This is a genomic window from Psychromonas ossibalaenae ATCC BAA-1528 (assembly GCF_000381745.1).
In the GTDB taxonomy this organism is placed as follows: domain Bacteria; phylum Pseudomonadota; class Gammaproteobacteria; order Enterobacterales; family Psychromonadaceae; genus Psychromonas; species Psychromonas ossibalaenae.
In genome coordinates, this window is record NZ_KB906967.1 from 148,316 (window position 1) to 164,000 (window position 15,685).

Consider the following 15,685-nt stretch of genomic DNA (forward strand, 5'->3'; position numbering starts at 1 on the left):
TTTTATTCTTTAATATCAACTGACTCAACCGATATAGACTCATAGATCTTGCCTGTTTCCATGCGTAATAAGGTGTAAATTAATACTTGCTCTTTCGAGTAACATCTCCGGTTATCTATTTAAGCTCTGTCTACAATAGATTGATTATATTGACGATAAATTTTTAGGTTAGTAAATTATTTAGGATAACGGTTATGATAAAAAATCTATTAATGGAAGCAAAGACTCTATGCATAGCAAGTTAATTAAAAAAGGAATAATGTGTGCCTTTGCCCTGTAATATGTCACGAATAGGCGTTAAATCAACATGACTCATAGTGGAAGCACTATAATAGCTGCTCTGAGAATTTCTGCTCTCTCTAAACACCTGCATTTATCGTATTGAAAATACCAAGTTTTACAAACCAAGCATCATTTATAAATAACTATTTACAACAATGACTTGCTTTTAACTATTGCAGCCAAAGTTATCATAGCAAACAAGGACGAAACATGAAAAATCATAAATGGAAGCGAATTACATTAAAAGTAGGAAGCGCATTAATTGCACCGGATCGCAAAGGATGCACTTCTCGCTATCTCTTACATATCGCTAAATTCATTTTGCAATGCCGGGATATGGACATACAGGTTATTCTTGTTTCTTCAGGGTCAGTTGCCGCCGGCGCTCACTTTTTCGGCAATATAGAGAATCCTTCGCTGGCAATAAAAAAAGCGATGGCTGCTGCAGGACAGAATGAGATGATGACATCTTGGGATCGTTTTTTTGATTTTCCATCAGCACAAATTTTATTAACCCATGGTGACCTGCAGGACAGAGAACGATATGACAGTGTTCGCGAAACGATATTTGCGTTACTTGAACATGGTATTTTACCCGTTATTAATGAAAACGATACTGTGACAACCGATGAGTTAAAAGTAGGTGATAACGACAACCTTTCTGCCATGGTTGCGGCGGCCGCAGATGCCGATGCACTGATTATCTGTTCAGATGTAGACGGCTTGTACGATAAAAATCCTCATACCCACGACGATGCCAAACTGATTAAAGAAGTGTGTAATATCGGTCATGATATTTTTGCGATGGCGGGCGGTGCACAAGTGAGCGGTGTCGGCACTGGCGGAATGAAAACCAAGATAGAAGCAGCTGAAAAAGCCACTTCACACGGTATTAGAACCTACATTGTCAATGGTTTTAAGGAGAGTTCATTTGAGCTGTTGATGAGCGGTATTAATCCGGGAACTGTTTTCACCGCTTATGATCTGCCCATGCAGGAAAATCTGCATTGGATGACCCACACTTCCAAGGCACAAGGTGAACTGGTCGTTGAGTCTAACTTAGATCATCCTCTTGATGAACATAGTGAGCAGCTAACCAGTAATGAGATAGTGGAAGTCCATGGGGACTTCTCCGCAGGAGACACTATTTTAGTGCGCAGCGAGGATGGTAAACACTTAGCTAAAGCTGAGGCTAATTACAGCAGTTGTCTGCTTAGTTTTATTAATGACTACGATAGTGGTGAGGACGGTAGTGAATTACAACATCAGACTGGCCCTATCATTTCAGATAAAAATATTGCGGTTTTGGAGCAGGAAGAGCCGGATGATGATGATCAAAATAAGAAGTAAAGGACAGCAAAGCAGCCTATAGAGACCGCCATCGGGGGGGGGGGGGTTGCCTTTTAATGAAGCGACCTATAAAATTTCCGGCAGTTTTTTGTTGTCCGTTCACTGACTTCAACAAATGAAATCATAGATAAAACCGAATCACAGTTCAGGTATATAAGCGGGACAAGCTCTACAGCCCCGCTTTTTCATCCTTACCTGCAGCAAGCTAGATGCAATGCACTACAGTCCTGTCAGCTGTTAACTAGCAGGCAGAATGCTCGGTACTGTATTCTCCACAGAATGTTTTCGAGCTTCAATTTTTTTCCATACTTTTTCATGAAAGTAGAAAACAACAGTATTCACCGCAGGTTCAACTAGGGCAACCGCCCCGCCGATCACTATGCTGCCGGTTAATAAATAAGTAACCGTAAAAGCTACTGAGAAATGTAATATTGCAAAAGTCATTGTCTTTTTCATGCTCGAGCCCTCTTTAGTGATGATTAAAAACGCCACTAGATGATAACGATTATCATTTACAATGTAAATAGCCCGCATAACAAATTGCATCTTTTAAATTTTGATAGCCCCCCCCCTATTACAATAATAAAAACAATCGAATATACCTATCTTTATTTTAGGCTTATTATTCACCTTCAATCACCAACATGTATTCACAAAGCAGTTTTTAGGAGAACAATATGAGCACAGCAGTGGTTAAAGAAATAATGAAAAAAAGTCCGTTCACCGTACAGTGCCAGACACCGTTAAACGAGATTGTTAAAACCTTAGTTAAAACGCAGCAGAGCCAGCTTCCTGTGGTTAATCAGTCGAATAAACTCATTGGTATGGTATCGCAGGTTGACTGTCACAAAGCATTGTTAGTGAGTGGTTACCACTGCGATCAGCCGGTGAAAGTAAACAACATTATGGCAGAATCTTACCCTGTACTTAATCCGCAGGACAGGCTCTCAGAAGCAGCTATTAAAACCCAGGAAGAAACTGCAGATATTTTTGCGGTAGTAGAAGAAGACAGGTTAGTGGGGATAGTAAAGCGCGTGGACTTATTGACCCTGTTAAATGAAAACCTTTCTTTATGCTCACCGGCTTAAAGATAATTAATGCTTTATCACTAGGCGGGACAGCCAGGCCTTTCCCCCTCGTACGCTGCATTGAATGATACCTCTAATACCAATTCGTCAAACTAACTGGTCTCTTTTTTTATTTGGAAGTGCAATTTTAACCCAGCGTTTTTGATTTTTGCTCTCAACATAATGCCGAAGCTAAAGCACCGGCTTCGGGTGTTATGGCAGTGTCTTTGGAACTGAGGTTTTAACCTCGGGGGGTTGTGCTTTCAGCGCAATGCCGGAGCTGAAGCACTGGTCCCGGAAGCGTTTTCTGCATGTATGGAACAGGGGCTTTAACCGCGCAAGACAAGAGGCGAGGCTGAAGCCTCACTTCCTAAAACATAATATTAAGCGGATTGATATAACGATAAGTTATGACCTTACACAGATAATAATTATTCCTGAGCGCATCATTAATTTCACTTAATAACGCAGCACGTTACCTTCCCGTTACCCGTCCTTTCGTAAACTAGCTCTGTCAACTTGGTGCAAACACAAACAAAAGGAAAGGCTTATGTTCTGTTCTTCTCGCTATCTACAAAATATCTTTATTTTGAGTGCTTCAGCTGCTTTGGCTGCATGCTCTCCCGACTCAGCATCCACCACAGCCTCAACCGGCTCAACATCAGCAATCACTTCAACTGAGTCGCCGTCAACAATAACTCCAGCCGACACAACTAATATACGTGTTCCAGCTGAATGGGAACCCCAGGCAGCAGTGTGGATGCAGTATCCTGATCAATGGGAATCAAGTATGCGTCCGGCATTCGCCAGGATAGTTTCAGTCGTACAGCAGTATCAGCCGGTGCACATGCTTACACGTACCGAGCAGGAAAAAACTCAGGCTCAGGAATTATTAGGCGAACTCGAGGTCGCAGATAAGAATATTGAATGGCATGTTGTGCCGTTCGACAACGCCTGGATGCGTGACAACGGCCCTATTTATGTCACCAACGGTAAGAAAACCTGGATTCAAAACTGGAGTTTTGACGCCTGGGGAGGCAACTTTGGCGGTAATGTAAGCTACAGTAAAGATAACCTTATCCCGGATTATGTAGCCAAGCAGCTAAATGTCGAGTCTAAACAATATCTTGACTACATATTAGAGAAAGGTAATGTAGAGGTGAACGGCGACGGCATTCTAGTGATCAACTGGGACTGCCAGGATCAGCGTAACCCGGGTAAAACCAAACAGGAGCATGAAGCGATCTTAAAAGAAAAGCTTGGGGTACACACCATTGTCTGGGCTTATGGTCATTACCCGGAAGACGGCACAACCGGCCACATTGACGGCACAGCGCGATTCATCAGCAGTGATACATTAGTTATCACGGTGCTTGATGACAGTACAACAGACGATCAGTTAGTGACCGATGCTGCAGCTGCCGGGATCAAGGTGCTGCGTTATAACGGCAATCCTAACTGGCTGGTAGGAAACGGCTTTATTGTTGCTATGGGTGAACAAAATGACGACTACAATAAGGAGCTGAAAGTCCGGCTTGAGTCTTTCTATCCCGATAGAAATGTCCATCTGATCGACGCTTCTATTATTGCTGAAGCGGGAGGCGGCATACACTGTGTCACCAATGATCAGCCACTGTTTTAATTCAAAAGGAGCCGTTGAATGCAGATACTGCTTGTCGAAGACAATATGGACCTGGCTGAACTAATTATTGAATACCTTCAAGCCGAATATATTGAGTGTGATATTGCCTATAACGGCTCCATGGCTCTTAACCTCCTTGAAGATAATGCCTATCAGGTTATTGTCTCTGATGTGATGATGCCGAAAATGGACGGCTTCAGCTTCCTGGATCAACTGCGCAGCAGCGGCAATAACACGCCCTGCATGCTGCTCACGGCACGGAGCAGGCTGGAGGACAAGCTTAACGGCTTTGAAAAAGGTGCAGATGATTATTTAGTTAAACCTTTTGAGCTGGCCGAGCTGAGCGCACGGATCAAAGTCCTGGCACATCGACCCCGCCCGCCTGCAGATAAGATTAATATTGCCGACTTGGAGCTCGACCTGACCGCGCAGCAGGCCTGTCGAGCAGGTCAGCAGCTTACTCTAAGCGCAGCTGAATGGCGGCTGCTGAAAATTCTGGTCAAACACAGCCCGTCAGTAGTAGCAAAGGTTGATATTGAAAACTATGTCTGGGGCAGTGAAGCACCATCCAGAGATGCACTTAAGATGCTGATTTACCGATTACGTAAAGTTGTCGATACCCCGGAACTTAGCCCTCTTATCACCACTGTTCGCGGCCGGGGAGTGATGATCGCGACACCAGAGGAGCAGTCATAATGCAGCCTCGCAGTATCATCCGTTATATTTCAGTGCAGATCATGCTTCTGATTACGATTGTTATGCTGGTATTTATCGCCATGATCAATCTGGTTTACGACTGGGCCAGCGATGATTCAGTACATTACTTTATGAGCCAGGAAGCGGAAAACTATATCCAACATGAACGGCCGGCTGAAAGTAATGCATCTATAGCGGTTTATCCTGAATACAGCAGCCTGCCTAAAGCTGTTCAGAAAATATTCGAAAATCAGTCCTGGCTGGAGGAGGATCTCTATTATGAATACCAGAACGGCCGGCATCTCTACTTACTGCCCTACTACAATCCCAGTACAGAGCGGCTGCTTTTCATATTACACATCTATGATGAATCGCTCGATACAGCCATGCCCGGCCTGACCATTAGTCAAGTGACAACTCTGTTAGCATTAGTACTGGCGGTACTGAGTATCGGCGTCATTTACAACTTAGGCTGGTCTGTATTAATGCCTATCAAGGCATTATGCGAATGGAACCGGCAGATAGCCTCCAAAGATCTAAAATCCAAAAACACACTGCAGCAGCCCGATTTCCGTTTTGACGAGCTCAATGAAGTGGCCGGGCAGATCCAAAGCTCACTGATAGAAATCAGTCAACGCAACGAAAAAGAAAAGCAGTTATTACGCGCTTTAAGCCACGAGCTGAGAACGCCTCTGGCCATTACCAAGGCTTCATTAGAGCTGATCAACAAAACCGAATCGCAGCTGACGGCTAAACTTAGCAGCAAGCTGAGCAAGATCCAGCGGGCCAATAATAATATGTGCGCCACCAGCGAAACCCTGCTGTGGTTATGGTCTGATGATTTAGCTCAGTTTGACACTCAGTCCGTCAACCTTGCTGAAGTCATTAAACAAGAGTTAGACAACAACCGCTATTTAGCAGCCGATAAACCACTGGATATCAGCTTATTTGAGCAGGAAGTGAAAATTGAGGCTAATCCGGTATTGATACAGATATTAGTGCGTAATCTAGTTAGAAATGCCCTGCAGTATAGTGCGCAAGGTAAACTAGTGATCGATTTCCAGCTTGATACGGGGTTAACAATCCGCAATCCAGTCGCAGTTAATACTGATTATGCCAATGAATCCAATGATTACGGCTATGGCGTAGGCATGTACCTGGTCACCACGCTTTGCCGAAAAATAGGATGGCAATGCACGATTTCACAAGAGACTGAACAGTTTACAGTTCGAATAGATAAATTTGTAATATCGGCAAAGGCATAAACTTATATGGCCTGTAATACACTCTTATATAATGCGCCTGCCATACCTTTAGGTGATGAACTATCACCTAAAGGCAAATTTATATACACAGCTTTTTTACCGTAAAGTTCTCTATAGGCTTTTTCTTTGAATGCTAACGGCTCCTCAATATAAACACTCAAACTGTCTTTAATGCGTTTGGCAAAGTCTCTATTTTCATCACCTTTATAATAAACACCTTCACTTCCCGGCTCTGCATGCAGATTGATCAACATACAACCCGGATCATTACTCACGATATCAACCCGCTCATTCAAGCTTATGTAATCATCAGTCTTTCTAACGTTATTAACCTCTATTCCCTGAGCTTCTAGCAGTGGTTCAAGCTGCTGTGCGACCTCTAAAACAAACTGGCTTTCCATAATACTATTATGCATAAAGCCGCTGTCTCTGCCGCCATGCCCGGCATTGAGATTAACACACAGCTCTTCTGATACTGCGTTTAAAGAAAAAAAAGTGCATGCTATAACAATATACTTATTCATTTATATTCCTCTGCGTAAAGATTATAACTGCCTCTGCATGGGCTGAAACAGTTGTTATTAAAACTGATGATATTTGTTACCTCGTTCCCGCGCTCCGCGTGGGAATGCATAGATTGATAGTTAACACAGCCGACACTGACCGGAGCTCCTGCTCAGAGCATGGTAACCAGATAAATTTGTAAGCGGCAGCTAACTAGCTATGCGTCTCCACAGCTCTTCAACAGGTCCCATCTTTCTTCGTTTCAACCACTCGATAGACAGGAAAAGCTGCACGGCAATAATCACTATACTGAGAATATAGGCCTGAAAGAGAGGCACTTCAGCGAACAAACCAAGCCCCTGAAAGATCACAAAGCCGATGACCGACTGCAGTATATAATTAGTCAGCGGCACACGGCCCAATGTCTGCAGCCACCTGCCGACAAGGGTCTGCTGCAGATTATTTCCAAAATAGGCAATAAGGGCAATGTAACCTAACGACATGCCGGTAACAGAAATAACATACAGAAATTCCTTCACCAAAGTCGCGGTCATTTTGGTAAAACCATAATCATAATAACTGGCACCGGTTTTTAATAAACTCAGCGGCAGAGCAACAAGCAGCGCAAATGCTATCAGGCGTTTCTGCATAAGAGATGAGCGGGCTGATTCAGTGAAAAAACGGATCTGCCCGAAATAGTAACCCATAATAAACATGCCCATAATCCGCAGTAATCTGCCGCTGTTAATATTTCCCTGCAGCCCTATCAGCATGCGGTCAAAATTGGCATCAAACCATTGTCCCTGCTGATAAAGACCAAGCAGTACCGTTTTATTTGACTCAGGCGCAAAAGACAAATTCAGTGATATAGACCACTGGGCATTAACAATATCCATTAGAAGCGGTGTCAGCAGTAAAGCCAGCGCCAGTTTAAGAAGATGCTCAGGTTTCCAGTCCTTTATCAGCAGCAGCACTAGCCCTATCAGGGCGTAATAGCGCAGGATGTCTCCCCACCAGATAAACACGGCATGAATGCAGCCGATAAGGAAAAGAATCAGCTGTCGTTTGATAAAATAGCGCGAAAATGACGGATAACGGCTGCTCGCCCTGCTGTACAGAATATAAAAACCAAGCCCGAATAAAAATGAGTAGATAAAGTAAAACTTGCCGTGAACCAGCAGCCGGGTCAAAAATAAAACCGTTTCATCGAAGATGCTGGTATTAAGCAGATCCCCTCGTACAATGTTCGGGCTGTCCAGATAGCCGCTGTACCATAGAATATTTGCAAATAAAATGCCGATTAATGCGAATCCTCTGAGCATATCAACAGACTGGATCCTTCCCGGGTTTTCTTTTTTTGTTGTTATATTTATTGATTTAGCATCAAGGTTCGCTGCCTGCTGCATTTTTTATCCTTTATATTTGAAGACATTTGTCTGCTGTTGATGACAGAAAAAGAACAAACAAACCATACTTATTATAACTTTATAGTTTTAAAGTTCTGATGCAGTCTCTCCACTTTTAACATTCTGATTTTCCATAAAAATATTGTTCTACAAGCCAAGTCACGGCATGTTCTAATCTAACCAGTCAAGCGGATAAACACTGACATAAAATAAACCGAGAGCCCACATATATAAGGTTATTGATTATCATTGATAATCAAAAAGGTGAAACTTGTGGACATGTCCCCTGCCCTTACCATTAAGCCGGTCAAGTTAAAGCCATAACGAAAATACAGGCAACCACTTTCCAAAACATTAAAAATCAATCAGTTACACCAAAAACACCATAAGATCACCCACATTTTTCCTCGCAGATAAGCCCTTGCCATTTGCTAATATTTAACGTTTAATAATTGTATTATTTTGAACGGTAATCGTCCTGCAGAGGACTTTCATCGTATCAGTTCGCCCATGAAGGGGTACACGAGACAAAGCACCTACTCATTACGGCATTAACTCTTTATTAAAGCGATTATATGGAACAGATTATTTGGTCAGAAGACCTCAGTGTTGGAGTAAAGTTATTCGACGAACAGCATAAAGTATTGATCGCCATGATTAATAAGCTGATTAACGACCCGGCGGCGACAACTATGTCAGAGACGGTCTCTGATATATTGACAGAGATGACACTTTACGCTCAGCAGCACTTCAAGTCAGAAGAAGATTTAATGATTGAATATGGCTATCCTCATTTTGATGAGCACAGGAGCCAGCATATAGCGTTCAGGAAAAAAGTGATTGAACTCTGTACATCAGCAGCAGGCGGCGCTGATGTTGTTCCTCAAGTTCTGCTTGAATATCTTAAGGAATGGATGACCCAGCACATATTATGTGAGGACATGGAATATAAACAATTTTTTAAGGAAAAAGGCGTCTGGTGAGAAAAGACAAACAGGAGAGCCAAACCTTTACAGTTTATGAGTATCCAGCCCAGTCGTTCCCCTAGATCGTCTGTTATTAAAAAAACAACACTGAAAAAAAGCCTGCAGCACTGAATTGAATCAGCGGCACAGGCCTCGTTTTTAGTCTGCTGTTTTATAAAGCTTAGCTCTGAGGCTGCAGTTCACTATCATCGCTCGTTCCCGCGTTTTTATCCGCATCAAAGAACAGTTTAGTTTCTGCAATAACAACATGACGTAAAGCGATTAAACCGATCAGGTTAGGAACAGCCATTAAGCCGTTAACGATATCAGCGATAATCCAGATCATATCCAGATGCAGGAATGCGCCCGATGCTACTAATCCAACAAAAATAACTTTATAAGTCAGTATACCTTTGGTGCCGAACAGGTAGACAACACAGCGTTCACCGTAATAGTTCCAGCCTAAAATGGTGGTAAAGGCAAAGAATATCAAACCGATAGAAACCAGTAACGGACCAACTGTCTGCGAATCCAGACCAACCGCAAATGCATGCGTGGTCATCTGCGCACCCGCTAAATCTGTCTGCCATGCACCGGTTAAGATAAGTGCAAGCCCGGTCATGGTACAAATAATAATGGTATCAAAGAAGGTGCCGGTCATAGAGATAAGCCCCTGCTTTACGCAGGAGTCCGTTTTGGCAGCAGCCGCCGCCATCGGCGCACTTCCAAGACCCGACTCATTTGAAAACACACCTCGCGCAACACCCGACTGAATGGCAAGCATAATACCCGCGCCTAAGAAACCACCGGTTGCCGCTGTTGATGTGAACGCTGAAGTAACCACAAGCTGCAGGGCGTCAAGCAGATGCTCGGCATTAGTAATAAGTACACTTAGGCAGGCCAGAATGTAAAACAGCGCCATAGTAGGAACGACTTTTCCAGCTACTTTAGCAATGGATTTGATCCCGCCTAGAGTAACAACGGCAACTAATATCGTTAGTACTGTCGCTGAGATTCCTCGTGATACACCAAAAGAAATTTCAGACGCGTCGAGAATGGCATTTACCTGCGGAAACGTACCGATACCAAAACAGGCTACGCCAAGCGCAAATACCGCAAACATAACCGCCAGCGCTTTCGAACCTACGCCGTACTGCAGGTAATACATGGGCCCGCCGACCATTTGTCCGTTCGAGTCGACTTTACGGTATTTAACCGCAAGCAGACACTCAGCATATTTGGTGGCCATGCCGAATACGGCAGCCAGCCACATCCAGAATAGTGCGCCGGGACCGCCGAGTTTTATAGCAGTCGCAACACCGACAATATTACCCGTTCCGATGGTTGCCGAAAGCGCAGTACACAGTGCGGCAAAGCTGGATATATCACCGCTGCCGGATTTATCTTTACTGAAAACCATTTTAAGTGCTGTAGGCAGGTGACGGAACTGCAGTAACCCTAAACGGAAAGTGTAATAGACACCCGTTCCGACCAGCAGAATAAGCAGCGGTGGTCCCCAGATAAAACTGTCGACGGTTTGTAATAAAGATTGAAAGTTGTTCATGATTTCCCCTTAATAAAAAGTAAATTTAAGGAGAAGAGGGAAAGGGCAATAGATCCATAGAAAAATTCTATAGACTATAGCTAAGCATTTCATTGTGCATTAGTTTGTGTAGCTTTCCACTCCTCTGTCCTTTGGCCTGAGAGTTTCACCCTAAACATTTAGGGCTTGCTCCTTCGGCGGCCGAGTTAACGGCTCTCTCCAGAGGTTCCTCCAACTACAGTCCTCGCTTCGCTCATCTAAACATTTCTGTTTAGCGCTATTCAAAATGAATAGAAAGCACCTGAAAGATTTAACTATGTAACGACTTACGCTACTTAGCCTTGCTTCTTCGGTAAGTTAAAACGCCAACGTAATCAACGTTTTAACTAATCTCCTGTAGTCTTCATCGGACCTTAGGCGGCTATGATATAGAATAGGGAATACAAATGACAAGTAATTTTATGATTAAATTAAGATGATTTTAAGGGGTGAAGGAGCTGACAGACTCAAGAGGGACACTAGAAACATAACAAGAGCTCAACTTAGCAGCAGGCATAAGCCGTTTTTAGCGGTTAAATACTGATAACTAAATGTAAATACTAATAAGCAAGGGGCACATTTACTTTAGCACCCGCAGGCAAAATCATACCTGCTATCATTCAAGACACAAAAGTCAATTCTACAAAGGATAAAGTAAATATAATCTGCGCATTGCTAGATATTTATCTAAGTCACTTTGCCAGCCTGCTTCAATCTGATGATATGGAATACGTGTTTTAATCATTTCTAAAACACTTTCACTACCGATTAAATTCGCCAGCCATTCTGGTCGATCCACAATTTCTTCACTTTTATAACCTAAATCACGCATTTTCCAATACCAGTCATAAAATGGTTTTATGCTGAATCGAGTATCTTGAGGAGCACTAATCCGATAACTTTCACCGTAACTATATCGCCCGCGCTGCGGCCATGCCTCAGGAATGTCTTGAATCTGCAGCTCGACATTAATTTTCAATTTTTCATCCGGATAAGCAATTACTTCAAAAGGCATTTTTGTTCCACGCCCTACACTAATCGTCGTTGATTCAAATAATCCAAGTGAAGGATAGTAACTAACGGCTTCATCAGTACGTAGATTAGGAGACGGTTCAACAGGTAAAGAATAGCCGTCGGCATGAGAATAATTAGCGACTTTAACAATGTGCAGATCTTGTGGTGCAAGTTGTATACCTTTATCCATCCATTTTTCACCATTGATCATCAAAGCGAGTTCACCAACGGTAAGCCCGTGCACAACCGGAATCTTGTGCATACCTACAAATGACTTCCATTTATCTTCACGAATTGGTCCTGCTGCATAATGCCCGTTTGGATTTGGACGGTCTAAAATAACAACCTGCTTGGCGTTTTCCGCAGCTGCCTCCATAATATAATGCATGGTACTGATATAAGTATAAAAACGAGTTCCCACATCTTGTATATCAAAAACTAATACATCAATATTTTTCAGGTTGTCGACGTTCGGTTTTCTGCTCTTTCCATATAAAGAGATAACCGTTATTCCCGTTGCTTGGTCAATAGAATTTTTAACCTGCTCTCCAGCGGCTGCATTGCCACGAATTCCATGCTCAGGAGAAAATAAAGCCGTGATATTAACCCCTTTACGCAGCATAAAGTCTATCAAGTGCTCATTATCTGAAACATAAGAGGTTTTGTTCACCACAAGGCCGACACGCTTGGAGGCTAACAAAGGAAGATACTCAGCACTGCGCTGTGCGCCGACAATAATTTGATTATGCTGACAGTTCTGGTGATCACATTCATTTGAATATGCATTAAGACTAAAAACAACAGCAATAATGAACATCATATATTGGATATTATTACTCCATAATATTCCAACGGGCTTGTTGTATTACAAGCCCGTAATAGCTATCAATAAATTGAGAGCTTAGTTGACGACGGTACTTACCAGTTATACTTCCAGCCAATTTGCCCGAGGTAGAACTTTTGGGTATTATCCGGACCGGAAGTTAACCCAGAGCCTTTAGCATCAGTCCAGTCAGTACTTTCATATGCTAACCCCATCCAAAATGTTGATTTCGGGGTAAAATTATAAAATATATTCATACCGATACGCAGGCCGTTATCCGTTTCATTCACAACGTCATAGTTTGCATCTCGAATTTTTTCCGATAAGAAATACCTAAAGTACGGCATCACAGACCAGGTCTCATTTATCTTGGACGGGAAATAACCACGGATCTGGTTCTGCTCCCATGTTTTTTCACCTGAATCATCCCATGTCCAGTCATTATACAAGTACACTTTAGCGGTGATATTTTCATTTACCTGATAAATTAAGCCATGCTCAGCTTCCCATTCTGTGCTGTTTTCATTGACGAAATTATCGTAGTAATAAAATGCATCCCAATATGAAAAAGCAAGTTTATCCGTTATTTTAATGCTGCCGCTGGGCATTAACCAGTACAGATTATAGGCACCTCTAGCATCCTGCCCAGGGGCCGCATCATTTGATTCTTTTCGATAGGTTGCATTTAAATTAAAAGTCCAATTTTCATTTTTTACAATATTTCGTGTCGCACCAATCTGCATTCTATTACGTTGAAAGGAGTTTTCTGTTGACTCGAGACCGTCTGTAAAATTACGCATTGCAACTTTATACTCTAAAAAATAGCTCCATGCCGAATCCGGATTACTAAGAAACAGCTGTCCAACAGGTGTCTGCTTGTCTGTTACAGAATTCCCATCTACATCTACATGGCCCTCAAATTTTTCAATTTCATAAAATAAGTTTGAGGTAATATTCCATGATGCCTCTGCGCTTTCTACTTCATTTAATAAGCGCGTGTATCTCTCTTTATAAGAGTCATCTCCCCCTTCACCGCGACTAGCTAAAGCATTGAAAGATAACAACATTGGGATAACCACTAACCCGCATTTAAATTTATTCATTTTATTTCCTTGCTGTTTTTATCAACAGATTAGTAAGTTAAACCAAGACCAATTGGATAAATTACTTTATTGCTTTCTTTATGTTTAATATCAACCGGTAATTTTCCTGACGGACTGTTAATCGGTAAGTTTGTCATTGGATCTAAAAATAATGTACGCACACCAGCTCTAATATTTGCTTCTAAGCTATTACGGTTATTATTTGTTACGTCAAAGCCTGTAATACCGTAAATTGCAATGTTTGCCTTAACCCCTTCTAAATATGCAATGTCATATGGATTCCTTGATGAAATAACAACGGTAGGTTTGCCCTGCTGATTAGTAATATCAATCAGCTTCTGTGCATTTGGCGAAGAACCCGTTAAGTTATAAGTAGCAGCGATGACATAGTCAGCATTTTCTACCGACTGCTTAAATTTATTTTCCTGGAGGTTATTTTCAATCATTTTTAGCGCTATTTTTTCAACTGAAATATCGATACCTTTGAACTTTTCGCTGATTAGCGCAATTTCGCCGGCAATCAAATTATTACGTGCAGACTCATCTGAAATGACTAATATTCTGGTTTTATTTTTCAGTTTGAAAGGCAAAACACTTTGGTTTTCAATTAGTGTTATTGAACGCTCAGCAATATGAGATTCTGCTGATTTATTAGCAGCGGACTGCACCACTTTTTCAGCGTGTTCTTTATCAACAGGCTGCGCTGATATCTTTTCTGACAACTTTTTAGTCACAACACGCAATGCTGACTGATCAATTCGTTTTGCCAGCTCAGGGTTAGACTTTGATTGTGTTTCTAGATGTGAGTAGATTTTTTCTAAATCAGAAACCGCTTCCTGGCTCCACACCCGTAACGGCATAAGTGTTATATCGGCACCAGCTAATAAAGCATGTTCTACTGTCCAGCTTGGTTCAAAGTTGTTTGCAATTGCCCCCATATCTAATGCGTCAGTTAAAATTAGGCCGTTAAATTTAAGCTCTTCACGCAGAACCCCAGTTAAGATCTTTTTAGAAAGAGTTGCAGGAGTACCGATGACTTCACCTGTTAATGGAGAAGTCAGTTTTGCATCATCCACGCTTGGTACAATTACATGCGCTGTCATTACTGAATCTGCACCGCTTTTAAATATGTTTTTAAAAGCTTGTAAATCAACAGCTTCCCATTCTTCTCGGGTATAAGGAACTGTCGCCAGTCCATAATGAGAATCTACTTCAACATTGCCGTGCCCTGGAAAATGCTTAACAGAATTCAATACACCGTATTCACTTAATCCTTCTATATAGGCACTGCCCATCTCATCAATTAATGTCAGATCACTACTATATGATCTCACCCCGATGATCGGGTTACGCTGCTCAGTATTAACATCCACAACAGGGCCGAAATTGAAATTAATACCTAAAGCAGAAAGCTCTAAACCGTGTACCTGCCCGGATTTTTTGGCTAATTGACTATCTCGAGTGGCTGCAACCGCCATATTACCCGGCATTTCAGTACCTTCTCGTAAACGGGTTACATAGCCGCCTTCTTGATCGGTTGCAATAAATAACGGCAGATTAGTACGTGAATCCTGCAGGTCTTGAATAAAATTAATTGTCTGCTCTGTGTTATATAAATTTTCTCGGAATAAAATCACATTACCCAGTTCATAATCACTGATTACCTTCTGGATTTGATCATTAACATTAACAACTAATTTAGGCTCATTATTTTGATCCATTCCCCAGTAGCGAAAATCCAGCATGATTAACTGACCGATCTTTTCTCTTAAACTCATTTCTGCAACAAGCTGCCGGGCAGCGCTTTCGGGAGTTTGATAAGCCTTATCTAGCTCCTTTTGACTTAATACATGTGCGTTAACTGAAAAAGCACAAGAAAGTAAAACGGATAAAGCTGTTTTCTTAAACATTGTTAAATTCCTCTATTAATAATAGTTATTTCAGGCATAAAGATTCATACAGCTTTGTCTCAACAAGCAAAGCCGG

The 15,685-nt window shown here is 42.1% G+C and carries 13 protein-coding genes and 1 riboswitch; of the genes, 6 read left to right on the top strand and 7 right to left on the bottom strand.

The genetic code is table 11. The annotated features are described in order from the left end of the window. The first annotated feature begins 492 nt into the window (after window positions 1-492). A complete protein-coding gene (gene proB / locus G327_RS0100555) occupies window positions 493-1,632 on the top strand; it encodes a glutamate 5-kinase (protein WP_019612810.1) in 1,140 nt (379 codons plus the stop codon). A gap of 237 nt (window positions 1,633-1,869) precedes the next feature. Here the strand turns inward: proB and G327_RS0100560 are convergent, their stop codons facing one another. Next, window positions 1,870-2,088, bottom strand: a complete 219-nt coding sequence (locus G327_RS0100560; protein ID WP_026339113.1) for a DUF2061 domain-containing protein — start codon at window positions 2,086-2,088, stop codon at window positions 1,870-1,872. 221 nt (window positions 2,089-2,309) lie between these two features. On the opposite strand from G327_RS0100560, the gene G327_RS0100565 reads away from it, so the two are divergent. The 4 genes from G327_RS0100565 to G327_RS0100585 all read left to right on the top strand — a co-directional run bounded on the left by G327_RS0100565 (window position 2,310) and on the right by G327_RS0100585 (window position 6,302). Beyond that, window positions 2,310-2,720: a CBS domain-containing protein gene (locus G327_RS0100565; RefSeq protein WP_019612812.1), complete on the top strand. Its 411-nt coding sequence runs from the start codon at window positions 2,310-2,312 to the stop codon at window positions 2,718-2,720. A gap of 529 nt (window positions 2,721-3,249) precedes the next feature. Then, window positions 3,250-4,341 (top strand): agmatine deiminase family protein, encoded by a 1,092-nt coding sequence (locus tag G327_RS0100575; protein WP_083938410.1) that lies wholly within the window; start codon window positions 3,250-3,252, stop codon window positions 4,339-4,341. Between the two features lie 18 nt (window positions 4,342-4,359). Further along, window positions 4,360-5,037 (top strand): response regulator transcription factor, encoded by a 678-nt coding sequence (locus tag G327_RS0100580; RefSeq protein ID WP_019612815.1) that lies wholly within the window; start codon window positions 4,360-4,362, stop codon window positions 5,035-5,037. Continuing rightward, on the top strand, window positions 5,037-6,302 hold the full coding sequence (locus G327_RS0100585) for a sensor histidine kinase (protein ID WP_019612816.1): 1,266 nt from the start codon (window positions 5,037-5,039) through the stop codon (window positions 6,300-6,302). The genes G327_RS0100580 and G327_RS0100585 overlap by 1 nt, the downstream gene beginning before the upstream one ends. A gap of 2 nt (window positions 6,303-6,304) precedes the next feature. On the opposite strand, the gene G327_RS0100590 is transcribed toward G327_RS0100585, so the two are convergent. Continuing rightward, window positions 6,305-6,826, bottom strand: a complete 522-nt coding sequence (locus G327_RS0100590; RefSeq protein ID WP_019612817.1) for an N-acetylmuramoyl-L-alanine amidase — start codon at window positions 6,824-6,826, stop codon at window positions 6,305-6,307. A gap of 189 nt (window positions 6,827-7,015) precedes the next feature. Beyond that, entirely contained in the window at window positions 7,016-8,212 is a 1,197-nt protein-coding gene (locus G327_RS25830; RefSeq protein WP_019612818.1) for a DUF418 domain-containing protein, read from the bottom strand. Window positions 8,213-8,787: 575 nt separating this feature from the next. Between G327_RS25830 and G327_RS0100600 the strand changes: the two genes are divergently transcribed. Continuing rightward, window positions 8,788-9,195: a bacteriohemerythrin gene (locus tag G327_RS0100600; RefSeq protein ID WP_019612819.1), complete on the top strand. Its 408-nt coding sequence runs from the start codon at window positions 8,788-8,790 to the stop codon at window positions 9,193-9,195. A 163-nt stretch (window positions 9,196-9,358) separates the two neighbouring features. Here the strand turns inward: G327_RS0100600 and G327_RS0100605 are convergent, their stop codons facing one another. The 4 genes from G327_RS0100605 to G327_RS0100620 all read right to left on the bottom strand — a co-directional run bounded on the left by G327_RS0100605 (window position 9,359) and on the right by G327_RS0100620 (window position 15,609). Beyond that, a complete protein-coding gene (locus tag G327_RS0100605; RefSeq protein WP_019612820.1) occupies window positions 9,359-10,741 on the bottom strand; it encodes an alanine/glycine:cation symporter family protein in 1,383 nt (460 codons plus the stop codon). A 114-nt stretch (window positions 10,742-10,855) separates the two neighbouring features. Further along, window positions 10,856-10,953: riboswitch (glycine riboswitch) on the bottom strand. Window positions 10,954-11,399: 446 nt separating this feature from the next. Next, window positions 11,400-12,593, bottom strand: a complete 1,194-nt coding sequence (locus tag G327_RS0100610; protein ID WP_019612821.1) for an exo-beta-N-acetylmuramidase NamZ family protein — start codon at window positions 12,591-12,593, stop codon at window positions 11,400-11,402. 98 nt (window positions 12,594-12,691) lie between these two features. After that, window positions 12,692-13,699 (bottom strand): OmpG family monomeric porin, encoded by a 1,008-nt coding sequence (locus G327_RS0100615; RefSeq protein WP_019612822.1) that lies wholly within the window; start codon window positions 13,697-13,699, stop codon window positions 12,692-12,694. A 29-nt stretch (window positions 13,700-13,728) separates the two neighbouring features. Continuing rightward, complete coding sequence (locus G327_RS0100620; protein WP_019612823.1) at window positions 13,729-15,609, bottom strand: glycoside hydrolase family 3 protein; 1,881 nt, start codon at window positions 15,607-15,609, stop codon at window positions 13,729-13,731. Window positions 15,610-15,685 lie beyond the last annotated feature (76 nt).

Excerpts from the sequence above, each read along its gene's own strand:
- proB (WP_019612810.1), top strand. The coding sequence starts at position 493 with ATGAAAAATCATAAATGGAAGCGAATTACATTAAAAGTAGGAAGCGCA.
- G327_RS0100560 (WP_026339113.1), bottom strand. The coding sequence starts at position 2,088 with ATGAAAAAGACAATGACTTTTGCAATATTACATTTCTCAGTAGCTTTT.
- G327_RS0100565 (WP_019612812.1), top strand. The coding sequence starts at position 2,310 with ATGAGCACAGCAGTGGTTAAAGAAATAATGAAAAAAAGTCCGTTCACC.
- G327_RS0100575 (WP_083938410.1), top strand. The coding sequence starts at position 3,250 with ATGTTCTGTTCTTCTCGCTATCTACAAAATATCTTTATTTTGAGTGCT.
- G327_RS0100580 (WP_019612815.1), top strand. The coding sequence starts at position 4,360 with ATGCAGATACTGCTTGTCGAAGACAATATGGACCTGGCTGAACTAATT.
- G327_RS0100585 (WP_019612816.1), top strand. The coding sequence starts at position 5,037 with ATGCAGCCTCGCAGTATCATCCGTTATATTTCAGTGCAGATCATGCTT.
- G327_RS0100590 (WP_019612817.1), bottom strand. The coding sequence starts at position 6,826 with ATGAATAAGTATATTGTTATAGCATGCACTTTTTTTTCTTTAAACGCA.
- G327_RS25830 (WP_019612818.1), bottom strand. The coding sequence starts at position 8,212 with ATGCAGCAGGCAGCGAACCTTGATGCTAAATCAATAAATATAACAACA.
- G327_RS0100600 (WP_019612819.1), top strand. The coding sequence starts at position 8,788 with ATGGAACAGATTATTTGGTCAGAAGACCTCAGTGTTGGAGTAAAGTTA.
- G327_RS0100605 (WP_019612820.1), bottom strand. The coding sequence starts at position 10,741 with ATGAACAACTTTCAATCTTTATTACAAACCGTCGACAGTTTTATCTGG.
- G327_RS0100610 (WP_019612821.1), bottom strand. The coding sequence starts at position 12,593 with ATGATGTTCATTATTGCTGTTGTTTTTAGTCTTAATGCATATTCAAAT.
- G327_RS0100615 (WP_019612822.1), bottom strand. The coding sequence starts at position 13,699 with ATGAATAAATTTAAATGCGGGTTAGTGGTTATCCCAATGTTGTTATCT.
- G327_RS0100620 (WP_019612823.1), bottom strand. The coding sequence starts at position 15,609 with ATGTTTAAGAAAACAGCTTTATCCGTTTTACTTTCTTGTGCTTTTTCA.